Below are 25,147 nucleotides of genomic sequence, written 5' to 3' on the forward strand. Positions count from 1 at the left end.
TGGTTATAAGTCTTTAAAAAAAGTCCCTCTCTCAAAAAATGTATCGGATTTTCACTTAATGCTAATTTTTGTTCTATTTCCATTACATGACTTCTCTTTATTTATTTGATTTTACCCCTGAGCCACCCGCCATCGACACTTCCAGCGTCGCCGGCGGGGGGCGGCGCGATTGTGGCTTCGCCGCAACAGCGCAACCCTAAGGGAAATGCCCCAACTGACGCGAGGGCGTTATTCTTTGTTAGATTGTCCTCTCAGGCACCATAACCACCCCCGCGGCCCAAGGATTAAGGACTAAGCAATAAAAGCTAAGGTGTGGTGCAAACAGCGAAATCACTGTAGGAAGCGCTGACGCTGGTAACGACGCCGTCGTACGAGTAGACATCGAAGCCATGGCTACCTGCCGCGGCGCTTGTCCAGTAGTAGTAGCCGACGAAGCCCGCATCAGCGTAGCTGTCCATGTGGCCCCACTCCGTGAAAAATCCTGAACCTATGTGACGCTTGTAACCATTAAAACCAGACGACGGCACGGCGCCTAAATTGCTATAGTTTGAATTGGTTAAATCCCTTACCCTAGCAAGACGATAACCCAAACCACTACACCAAGTGGATTGGTTATTCTGAGTATCCAGTTTATCACTCCGATTGACGAACCACTGCCTTAACACAAATCCATAACGAACCTCATTACCACTTCTATCCCTACCGACCAACTCAAATCTCTGTGGCAAAGATAACGACGGAGTAAGCCGACTAGGACTACTTGAATTTATCTGAGAACTACTTGCCCTAGGACCATGCAACGTTACCCGTGTTACATAACTGGATTTATCTCTAATCCATTTATCTTCGTTTGCACCTTGGTTTGGCCGTCTCCAACTCACCGTTGCCCCTAGACTACCACTTGTATTAACCGTCCAACTCAACTGACTTGCATCGATTCCACCTATGAGCAAATCAAAATACAATCCGTCAGCACCCGTTGTAGGAAAATTTCGGTCGTAAGACGATGGATTTGTAGACTGAACTAAAAAGCCCTTAGTAGGACTCCATATGTTAGCTGGGCCTGCAAAGCGAGGGTTGTCATAAGAAACGATGCCAGCAGTGCCACCCAACAACAAATTCGGCCTGACCGAACAAATAACCGGCTGTGACGACAAAGTGATATAATAATTCGCCGTCCCTCCGTAAAATCGACTACTTCTAGGCACACCATAACGAGTCTCTAAAGTCCCCCCTGTACTACTTAAAGTTAACCTATAAGGCGCTTTACATAGACTTAATGCATCACTACGACTAACGATAGTGCCATTTTTATCCTTTATTGTTAAATCTATACGCCCTGATGCTGTTACTCCATTAACACCCTGTCCATCCCCATCATCATCTCCCCACTTCCCTTGGCTAACCAAATTATTTATATCTATTGCATACTCACCATTTACCAATGAGACCGATGCGGGAACCACCGTGTGTATATCATTAAATGTATAATTACCTCTAGGTAACATTATCGGATTGGTAGCACTTGATGTGTTAGCTGACTGACTAATACGTCTTCCATCTGGCAACTCAATTGCCAAGAAGGTGTCTGTATTAGTTGCCTTTGTCTGTCCACCATCAAATGTTAAATATGGCGCACTACCTTCAATTGCTCTTGATGTCTGGGCCGTTAATGCCACTGAACCCTGTGTATATGACAATAACAACAATGCCACGAAGAACAACGCCGATTTAAATAACAATGAAGGTTTAAATAATAACCTCGGTTTGGATAGCAATGGCGGCCCTAATAACCACTTGGATATCGACGATAATTTTACCGAACATGTGGCCGATGACCTGACCAAAGCGGTTTCCGACGATATTTCCAAAGATGTTGCCGAAGTACCCGCCGAAAACATCGCCTGTAAAGACCACGACGACGGCGTCCATTTCGCTACGCGAAATGACCTCGCTGATGAAAATAAGAACTGTGTCTGTTTTAGACTACGGTGAAATTGAAAAAGATTTTGAGCATAGGTTTGGCAGGCCAGATGCCAGATGCCAGATGCCATAAATGGTAACGCATTTCGATTATCCTGTCAAGTAATTTTTTGTTTTATTTGAATTTTTTATAATTGACTGCTCGACTAATGAGCACTCCCTTGCTTTGAAAGCGATTAAATTATAACCGTGTGAGTAATAATGCGCTACCTTTTTTGTTAAAAATTTGTAAAGTTTTGTTAAAGGATGAGTCAGCCTATGTTGGCGGGCTACTGGGGACGACTTTTGCTGGTGGTTTTTGGTTAAAAACCAACAAACAAAAACTTCAATAAAATCAATACCTTTCCTGACCGATTTTTGGTTAAATTTGAGAAGTTTGTTTGGCGGGGAGGTTGTCGATTTGTTGTTAAATTGATGTTATTATCTTGCTGTTTATTAATACAATGATAGGAATTATGTTGATAACATGGATATGCCGAGGTAGTCGGTTTACGTCAATGGATGGAAATCCGAAAAGCTGTGCTAGGATTATATTGCTACTCTTTATTTTCATTCTTGCTTTTGTTCCATTAACCTATTGCTTTGCACAAGAAAGATCCTACCGAAATAAAGGCGATCATCTCCTTTTTACGCCTAAAGTGGGGGATATCTATTTGTTTAATTTAGCGAATGTCGGAAGAAGCGGTAACGATGATTCTAACGATTTTATTTATGATCTGTATCAAGAGAAGATCATTAAAATAGATGATTCTGATATTGATAACTTCAATACTGATAAGATTGGTAGATATCAAGACCTTTATGTGGGAATGAAGTTGTTAAGCTATAATTCAAGCAATTATGTCTACTCTGTTGCACTTTCGAATGTAGCTTATACGTCATTAAGCCAAGCTAAATCAAATCTCATTTTGTCGTCTTCTTATACTAGGCAGCATAATTCACTTGATGATCGGGAAATGGCTGACTTGCGTCAAAACGATATTATGACCGATGTCATTCGTCGATCTTTAGGTAAATCCTCTAAGAAGGATCCTTATTATTCTGTGTTTAAGCCGATGAAACATGATGTGTATTTAATTGATTTAGATAAATTTAATACCTTTAATTATAAATACAGTAATGAGTTTAATCAGGATGATATCTATCAACAAAACCTGACTAATATAGATGGCGTAAGTACAGACGATTTTAATAAAGACGCGAAGAATAAGAGTAAGAAGATCTATGTCGGTATGAAGATGGATTTTTACAGTTTAAGAAACGATTATTATCAGTTTGCTGTTTCAAAATCAGGTTATACGTCGTTAAAAGAGGCTAAAATTAAGCTTCCGTCTTTTGATTATAATCTTTTTGATTTGACGATAAGTGGCAAGGCGGTAAGGTATATGATTAATCATGGTATCATTGTCGATAAAGTTCGCGAATCAGAATACCTAAGTAAAGAAGAAAATGATAATAAGAAGTAGTTACAAGATAATGCTAACCTTGTGGTAATATTGATAAAAATCAGGTGGTTGTTGATACCTGATTTTTGTTTGTATGCTAATTATGGTGATTAATCGTCACTATATCCTAAGCTGCGCAATGCTCGCTCATCATCCGCCCAACCCGCTTTGACTTTGACCCAAAGCTCTAGATGGACTTTGTTGTCAAAAAATGACTGCATATCTTTGCGGGCTTCTATGCCTATTTTTTTGATTTTTTCGCCTTTATTGCCGATAACCATTTTCTTTTGTCCATCGCGTTCAACTAAGATTAATCCGTTAATGCGATACATTCCATTGCGTTCGTCTACTTTGAATTGTTCAATTTCAACGGTTACCGAATAAGGTAGTTCATCGCCTAAAAAACGCATAAGTTTTTCGCGGATGATTTCCGATGCCATAAAGCGTTGCGAGCGGTCAGTTATGTAATCTTCAGGAAAATGGTGCTCACCCTCAGGTAAGTGTTTTTTGACGATATCTTTAATAATATCAACACCCTCTCCTTTTTCAGCGCTAATTGGCACAACATCAAGAAAATTAATTTTTTGGCTTATCGCTTGAATATGTGGTAATAATTGTGTTTTGTCGGTGACGTTGTCAATCTTATTAATCACTAGCAGAACTGGACTTTTGCAGTCTTTGAGTTTGTTGGCGACCATTTCATCATCGTCATTCCAATGAGTTCCTTCCACCACAAAAATCACTAGCTCCACATCGCCAATTGAGCTGCTTGCAGCACGATTCATTAAGCGGTTTATGGCTCTTTTTTCTTCTATATGAAGTCCAGGGGTGTCGATATAGATAATTTGGTCGTTATTCTGTGTGTCAATACCGACAATACGGTGCCTTGTGGTTTGTGCTTTACGTGATGTGATCGAGATTTTTTGACCAAGTAATTGGTTTAATAGCGTTGATTTACCTACATTTGGTCGCCCAACAATGGCGACAAATCCACAATGTTGTGTTGTTTCTGTCATTTTATACCTAATTGGTTGAGTGCTTCTTGTGCAGCTAGTTGTTCTGCTTTTCGGCGACTTAAGCCACGACCTAAATATTCGTGGTTATCATTGTCGATTTTGCATTGGACTAAGAATTCCTGTTCGTGGTTATCACCCGTGACCTCAAGAATAAGATAGCACGGCCTTGGGCGGTGAGTGCCTTGTAAATATTCTTGTAGTCTTGTTTTAGCATCTTTTTGTTTTATGCCAGGTTGGATCTGGGTTAAGCGAGTTTCATACCACGATAAGATTAACTGTCGAATGATTTCAATATTGCTATCTAAGTAAATAGCACCAATAACAGCTTCGACCGTATCAGAAATAATCGATTCCCGACGAAATCCACCGCTTTTTAATTCCCCTTGGCCTAAGATGATGTGTTCACCCAATTGGAAGTTCTTGCCAATTTCAGCAAGTGTTTGCCCACAAACCAGTGTTGCACGCATTTGGCTTAGGTCACCTTCGTCTTGCTTGACAAAACGGTGATAGAGCTCATCTGCAATAACAAAACTTAAGATAGAGTCACCAAGGAATTCTAAACGTTCGTTATGTTGTTTATTAGCGCTTCGGTGAGTAAGCGCTAATTCAAGTAGTGATAGATCTTGAAACTGATAACCAATTGATTGTTGAATTTGACTAAATTTTTTCATAATTATAGCTATTAATGTATACCACCAATACGACTAAAGCGAATTCCAGTAGGCCATTGATTAGGCTGTTTTTCAAAGCTCATCCAAATAGCAGTTGCTTTACCAACAAAGTTACCTTCAGGTACAAAACCAAAGTATCGACTGTCGCCACTGTTATCGCGGTTGTCGCCCATCATAAAGTAATGACCTTGTGGCACAACCCAAGTCGCTATAGGTTGACCTTCTTGATGATAATAATATCTTGGATCTTCTTGCGAACCTTGCGTTGTTAAAATATCGTGCTGTGTGTTGCCTAGAGTTTCTTGTTGAATATTTACATTCAATGTCACGATAGATTCAGAATCGACAATACCTTTGTCGGTATATTGATCTAAAGTATAGAAGCTAGGGGCAGATTTAAACTGTTCATGAACTTCTTTCCAATTGCTTGGTTTGGGTTCACTATAATGTAAATCGAGCGGCTGTGCTTGTTGCCCTACACAATTGGTATCGGTAATTTGGCACGCAGGGTAAATGACGATTCTCTTTTCTTTAACAAGATAGACGATTTTGTCACCCGGTAGACCAACTACACGTTTGATAAGATCCATTTTTGGGATACTTGGGTGTTTAAATACCGCTACATCACCGCGTTTAGGCTGTCCCGTTGGAATGATGACGGTGTTAGTAATAGGATCACGCAAGCCATAAGCGTATTTTTCAACAGCAATAAAATCGCCAACGAGCAACGTTTGCATCATTGATCCTGATGGGATTTGAAACGGCTCATATAAAAATGAGCGAATAACAAATACCACAAACAAAACGGGAAAAAACGATGATAAGTTTTCAACCCAACCTTTGGGTTTTCCAACTTCAGCAAGTATCTTTCCATCTATTTCGCCATTGCTTTGGGTGCGAATTTCTTCAACTTTTCGCTGCCTTGCGGGTTTCCATTTGAATTTTTCTAAAAACCAAAATATCCCGGTAATAAAAGTTGCTACTGTTAATGTGATGGCAAATGTTCCAGCCATTTTTTTCCCTCTTTAAATGAATCTTTTTATGGATTCGTTTTAATTAGTTAATCTTTTCCTACATGCAAAATCGCTAAAAACGCTTCTTGTGGTAATTCAACATTACCCACTTGTTTCATGCGTTTTTTACCTTCTTTTTGCTTCTGTAAAAGTTTCTTTTTACGACTTACGTCACCACCATAACATTTGGCCAATACGTTTTTACGTAGCTGTTTGACCGTTGATCGTGCAATGACATGATTGCCGATAGCCGCTTGAATGGCGATATCAAATAGTTGACGAGGAATAAGATCTTTCATTTTTTCGACTAATTCCCGCCCTCGATATGGTGCGTTATCTTTATGGGTGATTAAAGCTAATGCATCCACTCGCTCACCGTTGATTAATACATCCAATCTTACCATATCGGCAGCTTGGAATCGTTTAAAACTATAATCTAACGAGGCATACCCACGCGAAGTCGATTTTAGTTTATCAAAAAAGTCTAATACAACTTCAGTCATTGGAATTTCGTACGTTAAAGCAACTTGGTTACCATGATAAACCATGTTGGTTTGCACGCCACGTTTTTCAACGCATAGTGTGATGACGTTACCTAAATAAGTTTGCGGAACTAATATGTTACATTCAGCAATTGGTTCGCGTAATTCTTGGATGTTGTTTACTGCCGGTAATTTAGCTGGACTATCAACATAAATTGTTTCGTTCGATGTGGTTAGTACTTCATAAACAACTGTTGGCGCAGTAGTGATAAGATCGAGGTTGTATTCACGCTCTAAGCGTTCTTGAATGATTTCCATGTGTAGCAAACCAAGGAAGCCACAACGGAATCCAAATCCTAAAGCACCAGAATTTTCAGGCTCATAAAATAGTGAAGCATCGTTTAAACTTAATTTGCCAAGCGCATCACGAAAAGCTTCATAATCGTCAGAACTAGTTGGGAATAACCCAGCATAAACCTGCGGTTTAACCTTTTTAAAACCCGGTAATGGGGTTTGTGCAGGTGCTTTTGCTAAAGTTAAAGTATCACCTACTGGAGCGCCTAATATATCTTTGATAGCACAAACAACCCAACCCACTTCGCCGCAATGTAAGCATTGTTTGTCAACTTGTTTTGGGGTGAATATGCCAAGTCGATCAACGTTATAAGTCATGCCTGTGCTCATAACTTTGATTTTATCGCCTTTGTTTAATTCGCCATTTTTTATGCGAATTAATGAGACAACACCTAAGTAGTTATCAAACCATGAGTCGATAATTAGTGCTTGTAATGGCGCTGTTGAGTCGCCTTCTGGTGGTGGAATGTCGTTAACTAATTGTTCAAGTACATCAATAACACCAACACCAGTTTTAGCCGAACAGCGAACGGCATTGCTTGCATCAATGCCAACAATGTCTTCAATTTCGGCCGCTACGCGCTCTGGTTCAGCCGCCGGTAAGTCAATTTTGTTAAGAACAGGAACAACTTCAAGATCCATATCTAACGCGGTATAGCAGTTTGCTAGCGTTTGTGCTTCAACACCTTGCCCTGCATCGACAACTAATAATGCCCCTTCACAAGCAGCAAGCGAGCGCGAGACTTCGTAAGAAAAGTCAACATGGCCTGGTGTGTCGATAAAATTGAGCTGATAGGTTTCGCCATTTTTAGCATGATAATCAAGCGTGACACTTTGTGCTTTAATTGTGATCCCTCGCTCACGCTCAAGATCCATTGAGTCGAGCACTTGGGCTTCCATTTCGCGATCTGACAGTCCACCACAAATCTGAATGATGCGGTCTGAAAGTGTTGATTTGCCATGGTCAATATGTGCAATAATTGAAAAATTGCGGATATTTTTATTCATATTAATAAATTATAATAAGTATCTTCGTTATTAATGGTTAACTATCTAAAATGGCTTTGGTTGTTACCAACATTGCTAATAATTACATAGTCATAAAGGGAACATTTTACACATTTATCGCTGCCAAGCATAGCGTTATCGAGAAGTTTGCACTCATTTCTGAATAATATTTTGTGCAATACGTTCAACTGTAGCCCGCGGTAAATTGCCAATGACGATAATATTTTTGTGGCCTAAGTTAGTTGAATAAATAGTTTGTCCGCCTTGTTGAATGATTTGGTTTGATTGCTTCGCTTGTTCTGACGAGATATTGACTGTAAACGAAAATACACCATCTGAATACAATTTGGTGGCAATATCAGAGCTATAAAAATTCAAATTATAGGCAGCTATTTCTTTAAAGCCTTGTGGTAACCAAGCTAGTCGCCATTGGTCGAGCAAATTACTTTGTTTTTCGATCGATAGTAAAATGGGGTAAGTTCGGCCGTTTATATAACTAATAATCTGTTTTTTATCAAATTTATCATCAAGCTGAATGACTTTTAGTTGGCTAATAATATCGTTATTTTGATCTAATAAATCAACCCTAATTGGTAAATAAGTTTCATCATCAATCCAAATCACATAGCTATAACGATCTTTTTCTTTCGCAACAATTTTGACCAGTTGTGCACTGCGATTCGCGGTTCTTGCTTTTCCTAATATAATAAAGTCGTAAATATCTTTTAGATCATTAAAATTATTATAAATAACATCAGGGAAAACCTCGATAATACGGGAACTTGTAATCGAAAACGATGGGCTGTCTGGTTGAAAATAGCTAGTTATGCCTTTATGCAGGATGATCTCTTTGTCTGGACCTTCAAGATAACGTAGACATGCGTTAACAGCATCTTTGCTTGTAGCACCTAAATGGCTATATTCAAATGTGGTTGCATACTGATCTTTATCTTGAGATAAGAAGTGAATGCGGTAATCTTGCGTTTGCGCAGCATGATTCATTTTGTTTAATAGCGCTAAGGCATCGTTTGTGTCATCTGCATAAATCGACGCTGAAAAAAACGCAAAAAACAGAGTGAAAATAATGTTTCCACTCTGTTTTATACAATGTAGCAAGAAATTATAATGAAGTAATTTCATTTTGAATTAACGGGCATTAAGTCTTTTTTGTAATTCATAATCTTGTACAAGCAATCTGATTTTGTCGTATTGTCTTTTTTCAAGTAGTTGTTGATCATTTTGTGGATGAATCCCACCCACAGGCGCAACATTAACGCCCACTGGAATGGTATTTAATGTAGGACTTCCATTGGTATTATCCGGTTGGCTTTGCTGATATTGTACACCAGCAATAATGCCAAGCGTTACACACGCCGCAAGTCCAACCTGACTTGCTTTAGCAAAAAAGTCTTTAATGTGAATCCAAATTAGATTTTCAGCTTTTGGTAATGTGGTTGTTTTGGTATTAGGCTGATCAGGAAGTTGATTGTATAAATCTTCGCTTGCAATAGCTTGAGCGATTTGATTAGAAAGATCCAACGTCAATACACTACTATGCAACTCACCTCGCATTGTGTCTCTTACAATATGGTAACGGTGCCAGCATGATTGCAAACTTTCATTTTGTGATACTTCATCAATAATATGATCGTTTGCGAACTCACCATCCATAAGTAATGAAAGTTGTTCTTTCTGCTCTGTTTGCGTAGTAAATTGCATAGTAAATACCTTAAATGTATGACTACTCTTTATTAGTTTGTAACCATTAACTGAGTAATGGTTTTATTTTTTCATCTATTGCATCACGTGCTCTAAAGATCCGCGATCGCACTGTCCCAACAGGTGTATCCATAATTTCAGCGATTTCTTCGTAACTTAAACCGTCAATTTCCCGCAAAGTAATTGCTGTTTTTAAGTCATCAGGTAGCGCTTCAATCGTTGCAAATACGGTTTTTTTTACTTCTTCTGAAAGAGCTAGATTTTCGGGGTTATCAAAATCCCTTAATGAATCCGCACCTTCGTAACTTTCAGCTTCGCTAGCATCAATATCTGATGACGGCGGCCTTCGCCCTTGAGAGGTTAAAAAATTTTTTGCCGTATTAACCGCAATTCGATACAACCATGTATAAAAAACACTTTCACCTTTAAAAAGACTTAACGACCGATACGCCTTAATAAAAGTCTCTTGTACAACATCGGGGACTTCGGACGCTAATACATAACGAGAAACCAAATGAGCTAATTTGTTTTGATAACGAACCACAAGTAAATTAAATGCGTTTTTATCTCCGTTAAGAACGCGATCAACTAATACTTGGTCTGTTACTTGCTCCCCCATTAAAGGCCATTCCTTATTATGTTAATAACTGTCTATCGGCCCATATTTGTGCACTCTAACAGTTAGATTCTTAAATTGAAAAAAAGTTCCCATTATTTTAATAGAAATTTAATTATTTTACTTATTAATTGTAAATTTTTATTCTTTTTATACTAAAACGGATCGTTTCCTGAAACTTTTAGACATAATCTTGTCTAACTAAGATCGTTTTCGATCATTTAATTAAGTGGGATGATATCTCGTTCACCACAGTCATTATAAGTGATTTGATAAAATTGAGGTAGATTAAAATTAACTGAGCTGCTAGTCGTAAAAGTAAAACGATCGTCTGATAGAGCATAAAATTCGTTGATATCTTTAACCATGTTATCTTTTGATCCGTTGCAATTACGGTAAATTTCGACTTGGTTGTGTTCGTTTAGGATATAAAGATCAAAACCTGAATCGGTATCTTCAAAGAAGAATTGAATGATCCCTCTGTAAGCAACGCTGTCGACTTCTATCGGTAGTTCATTGGTTTCGTCTAAAATGTTCAGTGGTCTGCCTTGTACTTTATTATTTGATACCGCTCCATAAAAATCGATCGCATTTTCAAATTGATGGCTGGAAACACCTAGCCGTTCAAAAAATAGGTACCAAGAAGAACCCCCTATTCTTAATGGTTTGACTTGCGTTGAGTTATTTTGAGTCGTAGTTAAACGTAGATCAATACATTCATCCATGAGCTTTTTCATTTGCTGTTTGATTTCACCGCTTAAATATTCACTATAACAAAAAATTTCGATTGAATTGGGCAAGTCTGCATCTTTGTGCATGCGATTTAATAATGCCTTAATGGCTTCAAGCATGGATAATTCACCACTAAAATGGAGTACGCGAATTTCATTCCAAGAATTGCGATAAAGAAGATCAATTGATCCCACCAAACTTAGCTCGTCTTTGCTGTAATTAAGTACGCTATTGGTAACCCCATCGTCTAAGTCAATATTAACTGTAGGATCGTCTTCTATATTTAAAATAATAGCTAAGTGACGAATTTCGCAAGGACCATATAACTGTGCTTCAGTTGCTGCAGGCACATCAATAGGAAAGTAATTTTTTAGATCCTCGATCAATTTATTAATTTTTGAGTTATTTCGATTTTCACCATCACGATAATAAAAGTGAGTAGTATCCGCAATTAATCCGTTAAAATAACACCATCCCACCAATTTCACTAGGTATTTGCTGTATTCCAAATATTGATGACCAATGATTGATTGCATTATCGGTTTTTGATTATAAACATACCATCCAGCTCGATTGATACGATCTTCTGCCACATGAATAAACGTTAATGCATCTTCTTGCAAATTATCTGATATGTTGAGCTTTAAAGTGGTGATCTTACCCGGTAATACTTCAAAAGCGGCATAGAGCTTGCGCGTTAAGATCGCAAGATCTTGAGGGCTAATCAATGAGTCTAAATTATTACGACGACCAAAATTAAGTAAATTTCGATAGCCTGTCATCATGGTGTGTAACAAGATTTCATGTATTTCTCGTACTTGTCCTATATTCCAAGTTTGACAGGCATCTAATTTTGTAATTTGTTGCTCATTCCATCCCCAATCGTTTACTAAATTAGTCAAAATAGTACGACGCCATGACGGTGATTGCATTGGAATGGACAGTTTTTCATTCACTTTTAAATAAAAGCAGTTACGGATTAACTCAAGCCGCTGAAAATCATTAATTTCAATGAGATATTTACTAATTCTGTCTAACAGCATGTAATACGAATCTAGATACATGCCTTTATGTATTTCACCGTTTTGAATAAGTTCTCTCATTTGATAAGCAACTGGTTTATTTTGTGGGTAAATCCATGAATACGCTTCTAATAGCAGGGTTTTAAGAACTGCTTTAAAAGGTGAATCGATACTTTTATAAAGTTGCCATAAACTTGCGCCAAAATACTCTTCAGCCGATAAGCCGGTTAGCGGGCCAAAATCAATCCATTGTTCTCGTTCAATTAACTTAAGATCAACCATTGCGTTAACGCACTCTTCATAAGTTGGATAAGTGACGTTATTTACAGTGAAATTATAAGGTACCGCAAACCACAATAAAAATTTACCCGCTAATAAATTTGCTGAACGGTAAAACTCTTCAAGCAACAATATATGCTGTGCAGATCCGCAATTTTCTCCCATTAGACATTCATGATGCTTATTGATAAAACGATCAGCATCAACCACAAATAACGTTAATTTGACTTGCAAATTAGCTGCCCAGTTTTCGATTAAACGACATTTTTTCTGTAAGGCTTCTTTTTGTTGCTCTGTTAAGCTGTTTTCAATACATATCCAAATATCAAGATCTGATTGGATCGATTGCCCAATAGAACAGGTGCTACCCATCGAATATAAAGCAGATATTGTTGGAAGCGTAGAGGTTAGAGTTTCATTTTTGGTTGCAATAAAATTGAATTTACTTTTAAGTAGTTTATTCACATCATCGGATAATTGATAACAAGCAATGCCTGAAGGTATGTTACCCTCCATATATCCTGGTAACTCAGGAGTATGATAATGAAAAAGAGCTGGAAGTAACAAAAATACCTGTCGAAATTCATCAGGCATGCCACATAGAGCTCGCTCTCGTTTTAAATCGGCAAGATCTTCAAGTTCTTTTTTTATGTTATTGATATAATATTGCATGGCTTCAATTAGGTAAAACACGCGTATTAAATTAACGCATTTAGTAAATCTAGCATGTTATTGATGCAAGGTAAATAGGGCTAAAATTTAAACACTGAGTAAAGTTAATTATTATGATCACAATTGAAAATATAGTTAAACAGATTAAAAAACAAGAAAACGCTAAATCTGCTGATAACAAAGCTGCGGTGTTATTACCTATCGTGGATATTGATCATCAACTGCATATTTTATTTCAAGTTAGATCGAAAAAATTAAGATGGCAACCGGGGGATATCTGCTTTCCTGGTGGACGTGTTGAATTAACTGACATCACCCCCGAATACACAGCTAAACGTGAAACGGTTGAAGAATTAGGTATAGCCTTTGATCGAATAAAGATTTTAGGACAATTACCCAAATTTATTGCCACATTAGGCATGATTATTTATCCATTTGTAGGCACAATAAACTCACTAGATAATTTACAACTAAACCATGACGAGGTTGAACAGATTTTTACCGTTCCTGTTGAGTGGTTTATTCATCATCCACCAGAGCATGCAACAATGTTGGTAGGACATAAACCTGCCAATGATTTCCCTTTTGATATCATTGCTAATCGTTCACCAAATTGGCAAAAAAGATCAGAACATACCGTCTATTTTTATCGGTATCATAATTGGGTTATTTGGGGATTAACCGCACAAATCCTTAAGCGATTCATCGAAACCATTTGCGAATAATATTATCAACCCAATAATTCAAAAAAGCTTGCCAATAGGCTTAATTGGCACAAAATTAACATTTTTTTTAAATAATTTATTTTAAGCAATTTGTGCTAGACCTTTGCTATTTTGTTAAAAGAGCTTGAGGATTATTGCTGAACGTCTTATAAAGATAGTTAGTTGTTTTACTTTTTATTTCTACTAAAACAACAATATGTCTTAACGCTTTTAACAAGTAGACAAGGACAAAACATTCAGGAGCTCCACAAGTTCGAATACTCTCGAAGCAATACCATTACAAATCTATTAATTAAATAAGCGTTAAACAGTGATTTTCTATTTTAATAATTCAAAATGAAGGATTCAATCATGAAACGTTTTACCAAAACCTCTATTGCTTTAGCCATATTTTTATCTTTACCTGTTGCTAATCTTTACGCAGCTCAACCACTAACAGCAAAAGAAAGTCGTCACTTAGTACCATTAAAAGAAATCTCAGTGACAGGAAGTTATTTACAAGCCAATAACGCCGCTAATGATATTTCGCGCGCTGCCGATGAAGCAGGTGCTAAATATTACTATATTACAGCAATGGAAAACCCTGCTAATGGAACCTCGTCAGATCGTGCTATTGTTTATGCCAACATTTATAGCTCTAATGCACCAATCGCCGTGGAACAAAATACAACTACTTATAATGGTGTTGTTTCCTATAGCCGTTCAAAAGCGCTTTACTATGTACCATTTGAAGTTGCAAAATTGAAAGGCAATTACAATAACACGTCTGAAATTACTGAAGCTGCAAGTAAATTAGCCGCTGAAAAAAATGCCTATGCGTTTTATATCGATTCTATTTTATCTGCTGATAGTCAAAATCAAGCACAAGATATTGACGTTGCCTTATACAAAAAAGACGCACCTGTTAGGGATTATATCGTCGCAACCGCAATACAAGGTCAAGATGCTTACGAAATCAGTAGCGATGCATTTAAACGCATGACACCATACAAAACAATTAGCTTCCATGGAAGCTTCAACAATACTTCCGAAATCAGCGATGCAGCACAAAAACATGCTATTGCTAATGGTGCACATTTTTATTATGTAAAAGAAGTGTCAGCAAACTCAGCAGGCACAGCACAAACTATTTTTGTCAATTTATATAAATAAAGCATAAATAAACTCGTTCTTTACAAAAAACACCCACGCGATAACCCGTTTGCCGCGTGGGCTTTACTTTAAAAGTCAGTCAGGTAAGACATTGATTTTATTTAATTTTTTATGTTTTAAATTAAATCAAACAGTTCTGCTCAATTAAGCAAACAAAAAATATTCCTCAAATTCAATTCAACGATAGCAAATCAGTATTTTAGTTTAATTAGAAATGGTACTTAGACAGACAGCAACCGTTAAGAAGGTTATCTATGAGTGTAGATATGGCTGGGGTACCAGGATTCGAACCTGGGCATGGCGGGATCAAAACCCGCTGCCTTACCGCTTGGCTATACCCCAATGAAGGATATATGATATCTGGTACGGGTAGTGAGATTTGAACTCGCACACCTTTCGGAACTAGAATCTGAATCTAGCGCGTCTACCAATTCCGCCATACCCGTTAGGAATAATCGAAAAAGCAAATTGTAATAACAAAGATAGACTGAATAATCAGATATCAAAAATTTGAGCAGTTGGAATGGCTGGGGTACCAGGATTCGAACCTGGGCGTGGCGGGATCAAAACCCGCTGCCTTACCGCTTGGCTATACCCCAATAAAGGATAATCATCAAGATTAAATGGTGCGGGTGGAGAGACTTGAACTCACACACCTTGCGGCGCCAGAACCTAAATCTGGTGCGTCTACCAATTTCGCCACACCCGCACTGAATATTTTCGGTAAAAATACTACCTAATCTTAATGGTGGCTACGACGGGATTCGAACCTGTGACCCCATCATTATGAGTGATGTGCTCTAACCAACTGAGCTACGTAGCCATTCATTCGCAACGTCATAACCAACACTGCGAGGCGCATTATGCTTGTGTTACGCAAAATCGTCAACTATTTTTTTTAGATATTTTGAAAAAAAGTGACAATTGATTAAGATGCAATCAAATCCAGTTTAATAACGCTTCAATTCGCCTTTTTTGTAGTTCAATATGAATTTGTTTTCCCGTATAACCTTCTGCAAGAATGCGTTGTACGTTGACATGACTAGCAATGTTATAAGCTTCTTTTAGATAATTTGCTTGTGAAAATGAGGTTGCTTTAGCAAACGCTTGGCTTGCAATAATTAGTTGGTCAAGGTGTAACGGATTACGCCAAACATCTATACTATTGAGTAAAGAAACAATTTGCTCCGCAGTCAGCGTTTGCACACATTCAAGATCGTGACGATATTGCTGAACCATAACGGCAATTTTAGTGTAGTTGTTAGGTGCTTTGATTTTTTTACATAAGGCTTCAACCACTGGCTTGTTAGATAGTTGCGCACACAATACCGCAAAACGGATAGTCAAATCGTCAGTTAATAAAGCGGATCGTTTTAATGCATCAATAATATTGCTTGATAATTCTAGTGAAGGAAAGAGTAATGTAAACGCTCCGCATTGTTCCAACACTTGAAAGTAAATTTCAGGATTTGCCGCTGATAAGGCCTTTTCGGTTTCCTTCCATATGCGTTCGGCTGTTAGGTAACTCATTTCGCCAGCAAACACCATTTGTTTCATTAGTTCTAGGGTTTGTGGCGCTACTGTAAAACCGAGTTGATGAAAACGAGCAGCAAAGCGTGCCACGCGTAAAATACGTAGTGGATCTTCACGAAAAGCAGGCGAGACATGGCGCAAAACCTTTTTTTTGATATCATCAACACCATGGTAAGGATCAATGATATTGCCGTTTTCATCCATGGCAATAGCGTTAATGGTTAGGTCTCTACGAATCAGATCTTGTTCTAACGTGATTTCTTGACCAAAATCGCAAATAAATCCAGTATAGCCTTTACCCGACTTGCGTTCAGTACGAGCTAAAGCATATTCTTCTTTTGTGATTGGGTGTAAAAATACGGGGAAGTCTTTACCAACTTGTTGATACCCTAAATTCAAAAGCTCATCTGGAGTAGCACCAACAACAACCCAATCATGGTCGGCAACAGGCAGATGCAACAATCGATCACGTACACTTCCACCTACCAGATAGATTTTACTCATCTATCGCATCCAACGATCTTTTTTGCGACGTCTAGGTATTATACTTGGCAATACCAACCCTAAAATAAGTCCACCACCAGCAACAAGTCCACCATAGGTAAACCAAGTGGTAATAAGATCACGACGTTTATCATCCACTTGATTTAGCATCGATTCAATCTGTGAGCCCTGCTCTTTGACTTGCTGTTCTAAGGCTGCATTCTTATTTTGTAGTGTTTCTATTGATTTTTCAGCCAATTGTAGCTTTTCGATATAGTCGCTCACCAATTTTTGTTGATTTGCTTCGGCATTATCAACTTTGTCTTGATATTCTGCAAGTTTTGCTTCTAGTGATGGAAAGCGCTCTTTATAGCTAGGTTGCTCACTTAGTTTAGCTGTTTCAATCCAAGCTGTGTTACCATTATTAAGTTGAATGTGGGTGTACTTACCATCTGCGCTTTTTTCAAGCTCAACAACTTTTTCTCCAGCTTTAACAGCATTAGAATACGCATATTGCGCCCCTGGGCCACGACGCAAATAAATATCAACATTATCAGTTACATATTTGTCTATAGCATAAGTATCAAAAGCCATCGCAAAAAACGAAAGTAGCGCAATAATATTTTGTTTTTTCATTATATTTCCAACAATCACCCATAGATAGGTACATAATATCATAAATAAACGGCAATTCGCATCGTCATTTTATAATAAATCGTTTTAGATCCTAAAATGAAATCGGTTACAATTTCATGAGATCTTAACTATAAAATATGAAATTAATGATATTTTTTAGACATATCTAGGTCTTATTTTACACTAATGCTATGATAAATTTATGGTATAAAGTATAATCATCAATAAACTTGCTAATTGAGATAAATTGCTAGCAATTAAAAATGGTCAATTAAGTTATGATGAGATTATGAATATAGCGGACTTATTGTTAGCCAACATTGAAATTGCATCACATATTTCAATTTTCCCAAAAAGTCCTAAATCAACAAAGCAATACAGATTTTAGTTAATACGCGTTATTACTTATATATGATTACTTTCACCAAGGTATAGAAATGAAGCACTTTATTCCATATTGTTATTTAATTTTATCTATTTTCCTTTGCAGTTGCGATTCAACAACAAAGCAATTTAAAGGTTTGAATGAAGAACCTATGATAGCTCCATACTCTCGTTATATAAAAAAACAAGTGCTTAAAACAGCAGCTAATGGTGAATTAGAAAGTGTTCAAACTTATCAATACACAAAATCAGGAAATATATTATCAAGTCATGCCAAATATACTAATTCAAATGCGCTTGAAAATAGTTTTGAGTTTGATTATAAAAATAAAAAATTTAATCACTATAATCATTTATATCAAATTAATATCACTGGTGGGGACTTCATATTAGATAATAATAATTATGATTTTATTAAATTATCAGGAGTTAACGATGGTACGCTTTTCGAGAATGACTTTAAATATAACCAAATAAATACTTTTAAAGATGGCAAAATTATTCTTTCTGTTACAGAAGTTGGTAAACTAAAAACTGAAACTAAAATGCATTGGCAAGATTTTCAACTCGTAAAGTTGGAAAAACAAATTTTTAAAAATGACAAATTAAAAATTTATACCCAATTTAATTATTCATATAACTTAAAAAAACAAATAATAAAATTAGAAATGTATTCAATTTTGCCAGATAAAAAAATTGTTAGTTCGGAAACGACTTTTGATGAGTACAACAAGTATGGTGATTGGACTAAGGCCATCACATATAGAAAAAATCAAGGTTCCTCTGAAACTGAAACTGTAATAACAACAAGAGAAATCGAATATTGGTAATTGTAAAAAACAATTCAACATTCCATGATTTATTAAAAGTGTAAATATTTATACAATTAGTTAGAAAATTAAAGGAATAAAAACAGGCAACCTAGTATTGATTGCTCATTTTTAGTTATTTAATCGTGTTTTTTATACGACATTTCACCATCAAATAGCTTATCAAGTTCTTCAATAAATGCTTGTTCAGGTAGATGGTAGAAAATACCATTCTTGGGCATACCTCGCAAAAAGAGATAATAGACACCCCCAAAATGCGTTTGGTATTGATAATTTAATAAACGACTTTTTAAAAAACGATGTAATGCTAAACTATAAAGTTGATATTGCAAGTCATAGCGGTGCTCGCACATTACTTTTTCTAGTGCTTTTGGAGTATAAGAATCAACACTCTCACCTAGCCAATTTGATTTATAATCGACCACATAATATTTACCTTCAAATTCAAAGACTAAATCAATAAATCCTTTTAACATGCCTTGTACGGAGTCAAAATCTAACTCAGGGCATAATTTTGATAAACAATCATATTGTTTACATAAGCTATCTAATTGCTGGCTAGTAACAGTTTTCCGTATCGGTAGGTAAAATTGTAATTCGTTAATGCACTTCCCTTTTAGCACTTGTGACAATATTAAATTCGGCGCATGCAATTGAGTCGAAAGTATTTGTTGCATCCAGTTTGTTACTACATAACTCCATGCTAAATCTAAATTGAGTTTTTTTATCATTTTATCAGAGAGTTCATCAAGGTTATCTGACATGATATTTTCCATCATGCTATGCATCAATGTACCGACATATGCGCCTTTAGGAAAATGGTGAATATCGTATGGTAAATCGTTTGGTTCAACGTTATCAGATTCGAGTGTAGATTCATCCCAATCATTAATAATATCGGAATTATAAGCCATTACAATATGATTATTTTTTTGTAATTCTGTATAACTTGTGACTCGCCAACTGTTTGATATCTTACGTGTAAATGCGTTAGCCGATAATGATTGATTTGGTAAAATTGGAGGAAGATATTGTTTGCTCTCTATCGGCAACTGAACATCAACTAAATGAGCCATATTGGCAATTGTTCTTAACTCACCTTTTAATAAATGATTAATAGCCGATCTGTTTTTTTTCAAAGAAGCAAGCCCAATACTACAATGATAAACCGAACGCGTCATTGCAACATATAATAGTCGCAAATCTTCAGCAAGGCGTTCATCTTCTATTTGTTGCTTAATTTCATCAGTTAATAACCATGCATAGGTTGGTTGATAGTCATTATCTTTATCATGATAAAACTGGTTGTCAGACACACGATACATCGAAATAAATGGTAACCAAACAATTGGGAATTCCAGCCCCTTGGATTTATGAATGGTAATTATTTTGACAAGGTTTTCGTCACTTTCAAGCCGTTGCTGATGATTTTCTAGATCCAGATCTGGACTAACTATTTGTTTGGTCAACCAACGAATTAAGGCATGAGGACTATCTAATTCGTCAGAAGCGTCTTGAAGTAATTCACCTAAATGCATTAAGTTAGTTAATGTTCGTTCACCATCTTGGCGAGCTAAGATATTTTCAGCTAAATGACGTTTTCTCATCATTCTGCGTAACATCACTAATACACCATAGTATTGCCAAATTGCTTGATATTGTTTGAATTCTTCGACTAAGCTTTCCCACTTATCTTGGTCATCGCTGGTTTGCTCAAGCTCGGTCATCGTTTGCCCCAAGAGCGAGGTCATTAATGCTAATCTTAGTTTTGTTTCATTTTCAGGCATTAAGACGGCTTGTAATAGATTCAACACCTCTTTTGCTTCAATTGAAGAAAAGACACTACTATGATTTGATAAATAAACACTTTTAACACCACAATTGGCTAATTTTTGCTGAATAATGCTAGCTTCTCGCCCTGTACGCACTAAGATTGCAATATCAGCAGTAGTTACAGGACGTTGTTCTTTTTCATTATCAATTAATAGCGAGGAGTTAGATAACAAAGTCACAATTTGGTTGGCACAACAGCTTGCTATGAGTTCTTGATAATCATCATTTGTTACAATATCATCAGGCAATACATAAGCAGCTAATGCAGCAACTTCTTGGTTATTAATTTGTAAAGATTTTTGCTGGTTTCGTTTTGCAGCATCCATGGGTAAGAAAGGAATATCTTTAAATATAAATGGATTATCATTATTAGCAAATAATTGGTTAACAGCTTTAACCATCGAAGCAGATGAACGATGGTTTACATCCATAGTGAAATAATTTTCTCCCGTTGATTGCTTGGCTTTTAAATAAGTGAATATATCAGCGCCCCGAAAGCTATAAATCGCTTGTTTTGGATCGCCAATAAACAGCAAACCTTGTTCAGACTGTTGGTTGCCATAAATACGATTAAAAATTTGATACTGCGCAGGATCGGTATCTTGAAATTCATCAATCAAGGCAACACGGTATTTCGAAACTATACTTTTCGCTAATCGTTCGCCTGTTTTTGCTTGTAATGCTCGGTTAAGTTGCCAAATAAGATCATCAAAGCTCATTTTTCCTTGTTTGATTTTTTCATTATAGATCCCTTTTTGAATCACACTAACAATATCCATTAAGATTTGGCTGCGTAAATTAAATGGCTGTTGATATAGGTTGTCAATTTGTTCAAAAACAAAATGACATGGCGCAACTTTTCCTTCTTTCGTTTTTTCAATTAAAACTGATTGCTTAAATTTTTCAAGTTCGCTTGGTAATTCAAACGTTAGCGTTGGATTGCTAGCCCATGTAGACACCTTATTTACCCAATTAGGCAAATATCGACTACTATAAGATTGTTTACTGATGCCCGATTGAATGATGATATCAACTAATTCATCTGTCGATGCTAACCACGACTGTTTAATATCTTCAATCTTTTGATAATTCTTTTGGTAGAATGCCTTAATTGTTACACTAATATCTGAGTTTACCTTGGTATCATCGTTAAGATTTAGGCCTAAATATGGACTAATATCTTTCAATAATGAGGTTGGATCTTGCCATGTAGCAAGTACTAAATGAGCAAGCGGTTTATCAAGTGGAGTAAAATAGTGTCGCCAAAAATCTTGTACCACTCGCAATTTTAGTTGATTCTCATCAGAAATAAGCGTTTGTTCAAATAAAACGCCAGATTCAAAGGCGTGACTAGTAAGTATTCGCTGACAAAAACTATGTATAGTATAAATTGCTGCATCATCCATTGATTGTTGAGCTACTGTAAGTTGTTGTACAGCCAACTTACGATCAACAATTAAATCAATTAATTTTTGATAAATAGGATCTTGATGTTGCCCTTTTAGCAATCCAATTCGCAATTCTTGAATATTTTGTCTTATCCGCGAGCGTAGTTCTTGAGTTGCCGCTTTGGTAAAGGTAACCACTAAAATTTCATTAACTTCTAAAGGTATTGGGTGACTATTTTGACCAATGCCAAGTAATAACCTTAAGTAAATGAAGGCAAGCGAATAAGTTTTACCTGTTCCAGCTGATGCTTCAATCAAAGTTCGACCAGTTAAAGGTAAATCAAAAAGATTAAGTTTTTTTACTCCGCTTGATGAAACCATTCAAACTTCCCTGCAGAGTTGGGCGATAAACTAATACAAGCAATTGCAGCAGTAGGAAACATAGGGGGAGAAACTTGCGGACACAGTTCATTAACTAAATAGCCCACTAAAGGCAAATGCGATACCACAATCACATTTTCAACACCATCATTTAACAACAGCGTTAACACATCGGCAACATCAGATGGACTACCACCGGGCACTAAAAACGAATGAGTTTCAACGCTTGCAACACTAACGTGTGACGATAATTCGGTTAATGTTTGTTGAGCTCGTAGGTAAGGACTAACTAAACCAAAATCAAATCGATAGTTTTGCTGTTTAAGCCATATTCCTGCTTGATTTGACTGCTCGATACCATAATTCGTTAACGTGCGACTTGAATCCGATGAAGCTGAAAATCCTGCTTCACCGTGTCTCATAATACAAACTTTCATAAATATTTAATTAGCGTAATTTTAATTGAAAAATCATGCATTCAGCACCACAACAAAAAGTGAATTTAGCAGTTAATTTAAAACCATTGTTAACCTTTTCAAGGCGGCTTGTGATTTCACATGGTTCAGTTGCAACATCTTCGGCTGCTTGGGTCAATAAAGCTAATTTGGCTTGAGCTTCTGACTCTGTTGCAAAAACGTGATCATACTCTGCGCTACAATCTTCGTTGTCAATGATTGTGCCAACATCCACACAACAACACGCTGCAGTTTCGTTTGCTTTACATTTGTTTAAAGAATCTGTCATTCTATACCTCAATTTCCTAGTTAATATTGCTAACAGTATACTCTCAATCATAACTTAGGGCAAAATGCTATTATTTCAGTTAAAGTAATACAATTAAGAACCTCTATTTTTTAATAACTATAAGTTAAATAGAACCAATATTTGATTAGCATTGATTATATGACTCTACTGGAAGGGACTGGTAATAATACGTATGAAATGAATAAAAAAACCTTTGCCACTTGGGCAAAGGTTAGTCGAACTAAAATTTAGGTGCTGAAGGGCGACCACGTTTTTTAGCGCCCGCTTTATCTGATGCATCAAATTTATTGCTTTTACGCCCACGCTTAGCATCAGAGGATGCTCCGCTAACAAGACTCATTTTCATTGGCTGATTAAGCACTCTTACTTTTTCAAAGTGTTTTAATATGTCTTTTGGCATCCCTTTTGGCAATTCAACTGTAGAGTAAGTCTCATAAAGCTTAATATTACCAATATAACGACTACTAATATCGGCTTCATTAGCAATAGCGCCAACGATATGACGAACTTCTACACCATTTTCTTTACCAATTTCGATACGATACATATCCATGTCGCCTACATCGCGACGTTCACGACGTTTTGGTGTTTCACGGTTATCCCCACGTAAACGACGTTCTCCTCCACGACCATCAAAATCACGGGTATCTCGTGATGGTTTAAATACAGGATCAGGTGGAAGAATGAGTGGACGTTCGCCTTGAGCTAATTTTAATAATGCTGTTGCTAATGTTTCCAGATCAGTACCACTATTAGCCTGTATTTGTGATAATAAGGTTTGATATTGTTCTAAATCACTACTTTCTAACTGTTTTTGAACTTGCTGGGTAAACTTAGCTAGACGACGTTTTTCAAGTAATTCTTTTGATGGTAATCCAATTTCTGGAATTGGCTTTTTAATGGTGTGCTCAATATTTTTAAGCAAACGACGTTCACGACTATCAACGAATAAAATAGCACGTCCAGCACGGCCAGCTCGTCCTGTACGACCAATACGGTGAACATAAGATTCAGAATCCAATGTAATGTCATAGTTAATCACTAAGCTAATGCGTTCAACATCTAAACCACGAGCAGCAACATCTGTTGCAATTAAAATATCTAAACGCCCATTCCGTAAACGATCTAATGTTTGCTCACGTAATTGTTGTGTCATATCACCATTTAATGCAGCACAACTATAGCCGTGTTTTTCAAGTACTTCTGCCACATCTAAAGTAGCTGATTTTGTTCTAACAAAAATAATAGCAGCATCAAAATCTTCTGCTTCTAAAAAACGAACAATCGCTTCATTTTTACGCATACCGCGAACAAGCCAATAACTTTGGTCAATATCAGGTGCTGTTTGATTAGTACCTTTAATTTGAACTTCTTTTGGATTATTCATAAATCGTTTAGTAATACGACGAATAGGTGCTGGCATCGTTGCTGAAAATAATGCTGTTTGATGATTTTCGGGAATCGTTGCCATGATGCTTTCAACATCATCAATAAACCCCATCCTTAGCATTTCATCAGCTTCATCAAGCACTAAACCCTTCAGATTAGAAAGATCTAGTGTTTTACGATTAAGATGATCTAACAAACGACCAGGTGTACCGACTACAATCTGTGGACCTTGTTTCAACGCGCGTAACTGAACGTCGTAACGTTGACCACCATATAAAGCAAGTACTTTTATTCCCTTCATATATTTTGAATATTCAGAGCAGGCATCTGCAACTTGCATAGCCAATTCACGCGTTGGTGCTAGAACTAAAAGTTGTGGTGCTTTTAAGTTTGCATCAATATTCATTAAAAAGGGAATTGAAAACGCAGCAGTTTTACCGCTACCCGTTTGTGCCATTCCTAATACATCGTTCCCCTTTAATAATAAAGGAATACACTCTGTTTGGATTGGTGATGGCTTGCTAAAACCAAGATCATTTAATGCGTTAAGAATATCTTCGGATAAACCAAGGTCAATAAAAGAAACTTCTGTTGTCATGTAAACTCGCTTATAAATTTTGAATATATAAACTTGCT

Annotated in this window: 19 protein-coding genes and 5 tRNA genes; 4 read left to right on the forward strand and 20 right to left on the reverse strand. The window is 36.7% G+C overall.

Going from position 1 to position 25,147, the window contains the following annotated elements:
• Nucleotides 1-305 precede the first annotated feature (305 nt).
• Nucleotides 306-2,054 (reverse strand): hypothetical protein, encoded by a 1,749-nt coding sequence (locus ACYIAJ_RS06000; protein WP_483564481.1) that lies wholly within the window; start codon nt 2,052-2,054, stop codon nt 306-308.
• A 384-nt stretch (nt 2,055-2,438) separates the two neighbouring features.
• On the opposite strand from ACYIAJ_RS06000, the gene ACYIAJ_RS06005 reads away from it, so the two are divergent.
• Nucleotides 2,439-3,449: a hypothetical protein gene (locus ACYIAJ_RS06005; protein ID WP_483564482.1), complete on the forward strand. Its 1,011-nt coding sequence runs from the start codon at nt 2,439-2,441 to the stop codon at nt 3,447-3,449.
• An 89-nt stretch (nt 3,450-3,538) separates the two neighbouring features.
• Here the strand turns inward: ACYIAJ_RS06005 and era are convergent, their stop codons facing one another.
• The 8 genes from era to ACYIAJ_RS06045 all read right to left on the reverse strand — a co-directional run bounded on the left by era (nt 3,539) and on the right by ACYIAJ_RS06045 (nt 13,012).
• Complete coding sequence (gene era / locus ACYIAJ_RS06010; protein ID WP_483564483.1) at nt 3,539-4,444, reverse strand: GTPase Era; 906 nt, start codon at nt 4,442-4,444, stop codon at nt 3,539-3,541.
• Nucleotides 4,441-5,118: a ribonuclease III gene (gene rnc, locus ACYIAJ_RS06015; RefSeq protein ID WP_483564518.1), complete on the reverse strand. Its 678-nt coding sequence runs from the start codon at nt 5,116-5,118 to the stop codon at nt 4,441-4,443. Before rnc ends, era begins: the two co-directional genes overlap by 4 nt.
• 8 nt (nt 5,119-5,126) lie before the next feature.
• Nucleotides 5,127-6,128 (reverse strand): signal peptidase I, encoded by a 1,002-nt coding sequence (lepB, locus tag ACYIAJ_RS06020; protein ID WP_483564484.1) that lies wholly within the window; start codon nt 6,126-6,128, stop codon nt 5,127-5,129.
• A gap of 47 nt (nt 6,129-6,175) precedes the next feature.
• A complete protein-coding gene (lepA, locus tag ACYIAJ_RS06025) occupies nt 6,176-7,972 on the reverse strand; it encodes a translation elongation factor 4 (protein WP_483559112.1) in 1,797 nt (598 codons plus the stop codon).
• 153 nt (nt 7,973-8,125) lie between these two features.
• Complete coding sequence (locus ACYIAJ_RS06030; protein WP_483559114.1) at nt 8,126-9,112, reverse strand: MucB/RseB C-terminal domain-containing protein; 987 nt, start codon at nt 9,110-9,112, stop codon at nt 8,126-8,128.
• Between the two features lie 6 nt (nt 9,113-9,118).
• The gene (locus tag ACYIAJ_RS06035; protein WP_483559115.1) at nt 9,119-9,691 is read right to left on the reverse strand and encodes an RseA family anti-sigma factor; all 573 of its coding nucleotides are present in this window, start codon (nt 9,689-9,691) and stop codon (nt 9,119-9,121) included.
• 46 nt (nt 9,692-9,737) lie between these two features.
• The gene (gene rpoE, locus ACYIAJ_RS06040; protein WP_483559116.1) at nt 9,738-10,310 is read right to left on the reverse strand and encodes an RNA polymerase sigma factor RpoE; all 573 of its coding nucleotides are present in this window, start codon (nt 10,308-10,310) and stop codon (nt 9,738-9,740) included.
• A 218-nt stretch (nt 10,311-10,528) separates the two neighbouring features.
• Entirely contained in the window at nt 10,529-13,012 is a 2,484-nt protein-coding gene (locus ACYIAJ_RS06045; RefSeq protein ID WP_483564485.1) for a class I adenylate cyclase, read from the reverse strand.
• Nucleotides 13,013-13,125: 113 nt separating this feature from the next.
• Here ACYIAJ_RS06045 and ACYIAJ_RS06050 point away from each other — a divergent pair, with 113 nt between their 5' ends.
• Together ACYIAJ_RS06050 and ACYIAJ_RS06055 are read left to right on the forward strand one after the other, a co-directional pair.
• On the forward strand, nt 13,126-13,737 hold the full coding sequence (locus tag ACYIAJ_RS06050) for an NUDIX hydrolase (protein WP_483559119.1): 612 nt from the start codon (nt 13,126-13,128) through the stop codon (nt 13,735-13,737).
• Between the two features lie 351 nt (nt 13,738-14,088).
• The gene (locus ACYIAJ_RS06055; protein WP_483559120.1) at nt 14,089-14,889 is read left to right on the forward strand and encodes a YdgH/BhsA/McbA-like domain containing protein; all 801 of its coding nucleotides are present in this window, start codon (nt 14,089-14,091) and stop codon (nt 14,887-14,889) included.
• Nucleotides 14,890-15,156: 267 nt separating this feature from the next.
• On the opposite strand, the gene ACYIAJ_RS06060 is transcribed toward ACYIAJ_RS06055, so the two are convergent.
• The 7 genes from ACYIAJ_RS06060 to ACYIAJ_RS06090 form a co-directional block, all read right to left on the reverse strand.
• Nucleotides 15,157-15,231: transfer RNA gene (locus tag ACYIAJ_RS06060), tRNA-Gln, on the reverse strand.
• Nucleotides 15,232-15,250: 19 nt separating this feature from the next.
• Nucleotides 15,251-15,335, reverse strand: a tRNA-Leu gene (locus ACYIAJ_RS06065).
• A 78-nt stretch (nt 15,336-15,413) separates the two neighbouring features.
• A tRNA-Gln gene (locus ACYIAJ_RS06070) sits at nt 15,414-15,488 on the reverse strand.
• Between the two features lie 25 nt (nt 15,489-15,513).
• Nucleotides 15,514-15,598: transfer RNA gene (locus ACYIAJ_RS06075), tRNA-Leu, on the reverse strand.
• Between the two features lie 37 nt (nt 15,599-15,635).
• A tRNA-Met gene (locus ACYIAJ_RS06080) sits at nt 15,636-15,712 on the reverse strand.
• 116 nt (nt 15,713-15,828) lie between these two features.
• Nucleotides 15,829-16,926, reverse strand: a complete 1,098-nt coding sequence (locus ACYIAJ_RS06085) for a tRNA nucleotidyltransferase/poly(A) polymerase-related protein (RefSeq protein ID WP_483559122.1) — start codon at nt 16,924-16,926, stop codon at nt 15,829-15,831.
• Complete coding sequence (locus ACYIAJ_RS06090) at nt 16,927-17,541, reverse strand: TIGR04211 family SH3 domain-containing protein (RefSeq protein WP_483559124.1); 615 nt, start codon at nt 17,539-17,541, stop codon at nt 16,927-16,929. It abuts the gene before it with no gap.
• A 437-nt stretch (nt 17,542-17,978) separates the two neighbouring features.
• Between ACYIAJ_RS06090 and ACYIAJ_RS06095 the strand changes: the two genes are divergently transcribed.
• Nucleotides 17,979-18,755 (forward strand): hypothetical protein, encoded by a 777-nt coding sequence (locus tag ACYIAJ_RS06095; protein ID WP_483559126.1) that lies wholly within the window; start codon nt 17,979-17,981, stop codon nt 18,753-18,755.
• 119 nt (nt 18,756-18,874) lie between these two features.
• Here ACYIAJ_RS06095 and recB read toward each other — a convergent pair whose 3' ends face one another.
• From recB to ACYIAJ_RS06115, 4 genes are all read right to left on the reverse strand, one after another.
• Complete coding sequence (recB, locus tag ACYIAJ_RS06100; protein WP_483564486.1) at nt 18,875-22,357, reverse strand: exodeoxyribonuclease V subunit beta; 3,483 nt, start codon at nt 22,355-22,357, stop codon at nt 18,875-18,877.
• Nucleotides 22,336-22,794 carry a phosphohistidine phosphatase SixA gene (gene sixA, locus ACYIAJ_RS06105; RefSeq protein WP_483559129.1) on the reverse strand — a complete coding sequence of 153 codons (459 nt, stop codon included), beginning with the start codon at nt 22,792-22,794 and terminating at the stop codon, nt 22,336-22,338. The genes recB and sixA overlap by 22 nt, the downstream gene beginning before the upstream one ends.
• Before the next feature lie 10 nt (nt 22,795-22,804).
• Complete coding sequence (locus ACYIAJ_RS06110) at nt 22,805-23,101, reverse strand: YfcZ/YiiS family protein (protein WP_483559131.1); 297 nt, start codon at nt 23,099-23,101, stop codon at nt 22,805-22,807.
• Between the two features lie 241 nt (nt 23,102-23,342).
• The gene (locus tag ACYIAJ_RS06115) at nt 23,343-25,109 is read right to left on the reverse strand and encodes a DEAD/DEAH family ATP-dependent RNA helicase (RefSeq protein WP_483559132.1); all 1,767 of its coding nucleotides are present in this window, start codon (nt 25,107-25,109) and stop codon (nt 23,343-23,345) included.
• Nucleotides 25,110-25,147: the final 38 nt, after the last annotated feature.

It is taken from the genome of Gilliamella sp. X-46, from assembly GCF_057063525.1.

What these genes read in the sequence shown, in the direction of transcription:
- ACYIAJ_RS06085 (WP_483559122.1), bottom strand. Translation starts at nt 16,926, where the DNA reads ATGAGTAAAATCTATCTGGTAGGTGGAAGTGTACGTGATCGATTGTTG.
- ACYIAJ_RS06090 (WP_483559124.1), bottom strand. Translation starts at nt 17,541, where the DNA reads ATGAAAAAACAAAATATTATTGCGCTACTTTCGTTTTTTGCGATGGCT.
- era (WP_483564483.1), bottom strand. Translation starts at nt 4,444, where the DNA reads ATGACAGAAACAACACAACATTGTGGATTTGTCGCCATTGTTGGGCGA.
- rpoE (WP_483559116.1), bottom strand. Translation starts at nt 10,310, where the DNA reads ATGGGGGAGCAAGTAACAGACCAAGTATTAGTTGATCGCGTTCTTAAC.
- ACYIAJ_RS06035 (WP_483559115.1), bottom strand. Translation starts at nt 9,691, where the DNA reads ATGCAATTTACTACGCAAACAGAGCAGAAAGAACAACTTTCATTACTT.
- lepB (WP_483564484.1), bottom strand. Translation starts at nt 6,128, where the DNA reads ATGGCTGGAACATTTGCCATCACATTAACAGTAGCAACTTTTATTACC.
- ACYIAJ_RS06110 (WP_483559131.1), bottom strand. Translation starts at nt 23,101, where the DNA reads ATGACAGATTCTTTAAACAAATGTAAAGCAAACGAAACTGCAGCGTGT.
- lepA (WP_483559112.1), bottom strand. Translation starts at nt 7,972, where the DNA reads ATGAATAAAAATATCCGCAATTTTTCAATTATTGCACATATTGACCAT.
- ACYIAJ_RS06055 (WP_483559120.1), top strand. Translation starts at nt 14,089, where the DNA reads ATGAAACGTTTTACCAAAACCTCTATTGCTTTAGCCATATTTTTATCT.
- ACYIAJ_RS06095 (WP_483559126.1), top strand. Translation starts at nt 17,979, where the DNA reads ATGAAGCACTTTATTCCATATTGTTATTTAATTTTATCTATTTTCCTT.
- ACYIAJ_RS06050 (WP_483559119.1), top strand. Translation starts at nt 13,126, where the DNA reads ATGATCACAATTGAAAATATAGTTAAACAGATTAAAAAACAAGAAAAC.
- recB (WP_483564486.1), bottom strand. Translation starts at nt 22,357, where the DNA reads ATGGTTTCATCAAGCGGAGTAAAAAAACTTAATCTTTTTGATTTACCT.
- ACYIAJ_RS06030 (WP_483559114.1), bottom strand. Translation starts at nt 9,112, where the DNA reads ATGAAATTACTTCATTATAATTTCTTGCTACATTGTATAAAACAGAGT.
- sixA (WP_483559129.1), bottom strand. Translation starts at nt 22,794, where the DNA reads ATGAAAGTTTGTATTATGAGACACGGTGAAGCAGGATTTTCAGCTTCA.
- ACYIAJ_RS06000 (WP_483564481.1), bottom strand. Translation starts at nt 2,054, where the DNA reads ATGGCATCTGGCATCTGGCATCTGGCCTGCCAAACCTATGCTCAAAAT.
- ACYIAJ_RS06005 (WP_483564482.1), top strand. Translation starts at nt 2,439, where the DNA reads ATGTTGATAACATGGATATGCCGAGGTAGTCGGTTTACGTCAATGGAT.
- ACYIAJ_RS06115 (WP_483559132.1), bottom strand. Translation starts at nt 25,109, where the DNA reads ATGACAACAGAAGTTTCTTTTATTGACCTTGGTTTATCCGAAGATATT.
- ACYIAJ_RS06045 (WP_483564485.1), bottom strand. Translation starts at nt 13,012, where the DNA reads ATGCAATATTATATCAATAACATAAAAAAAGAACTTGAAGATCTTGCC.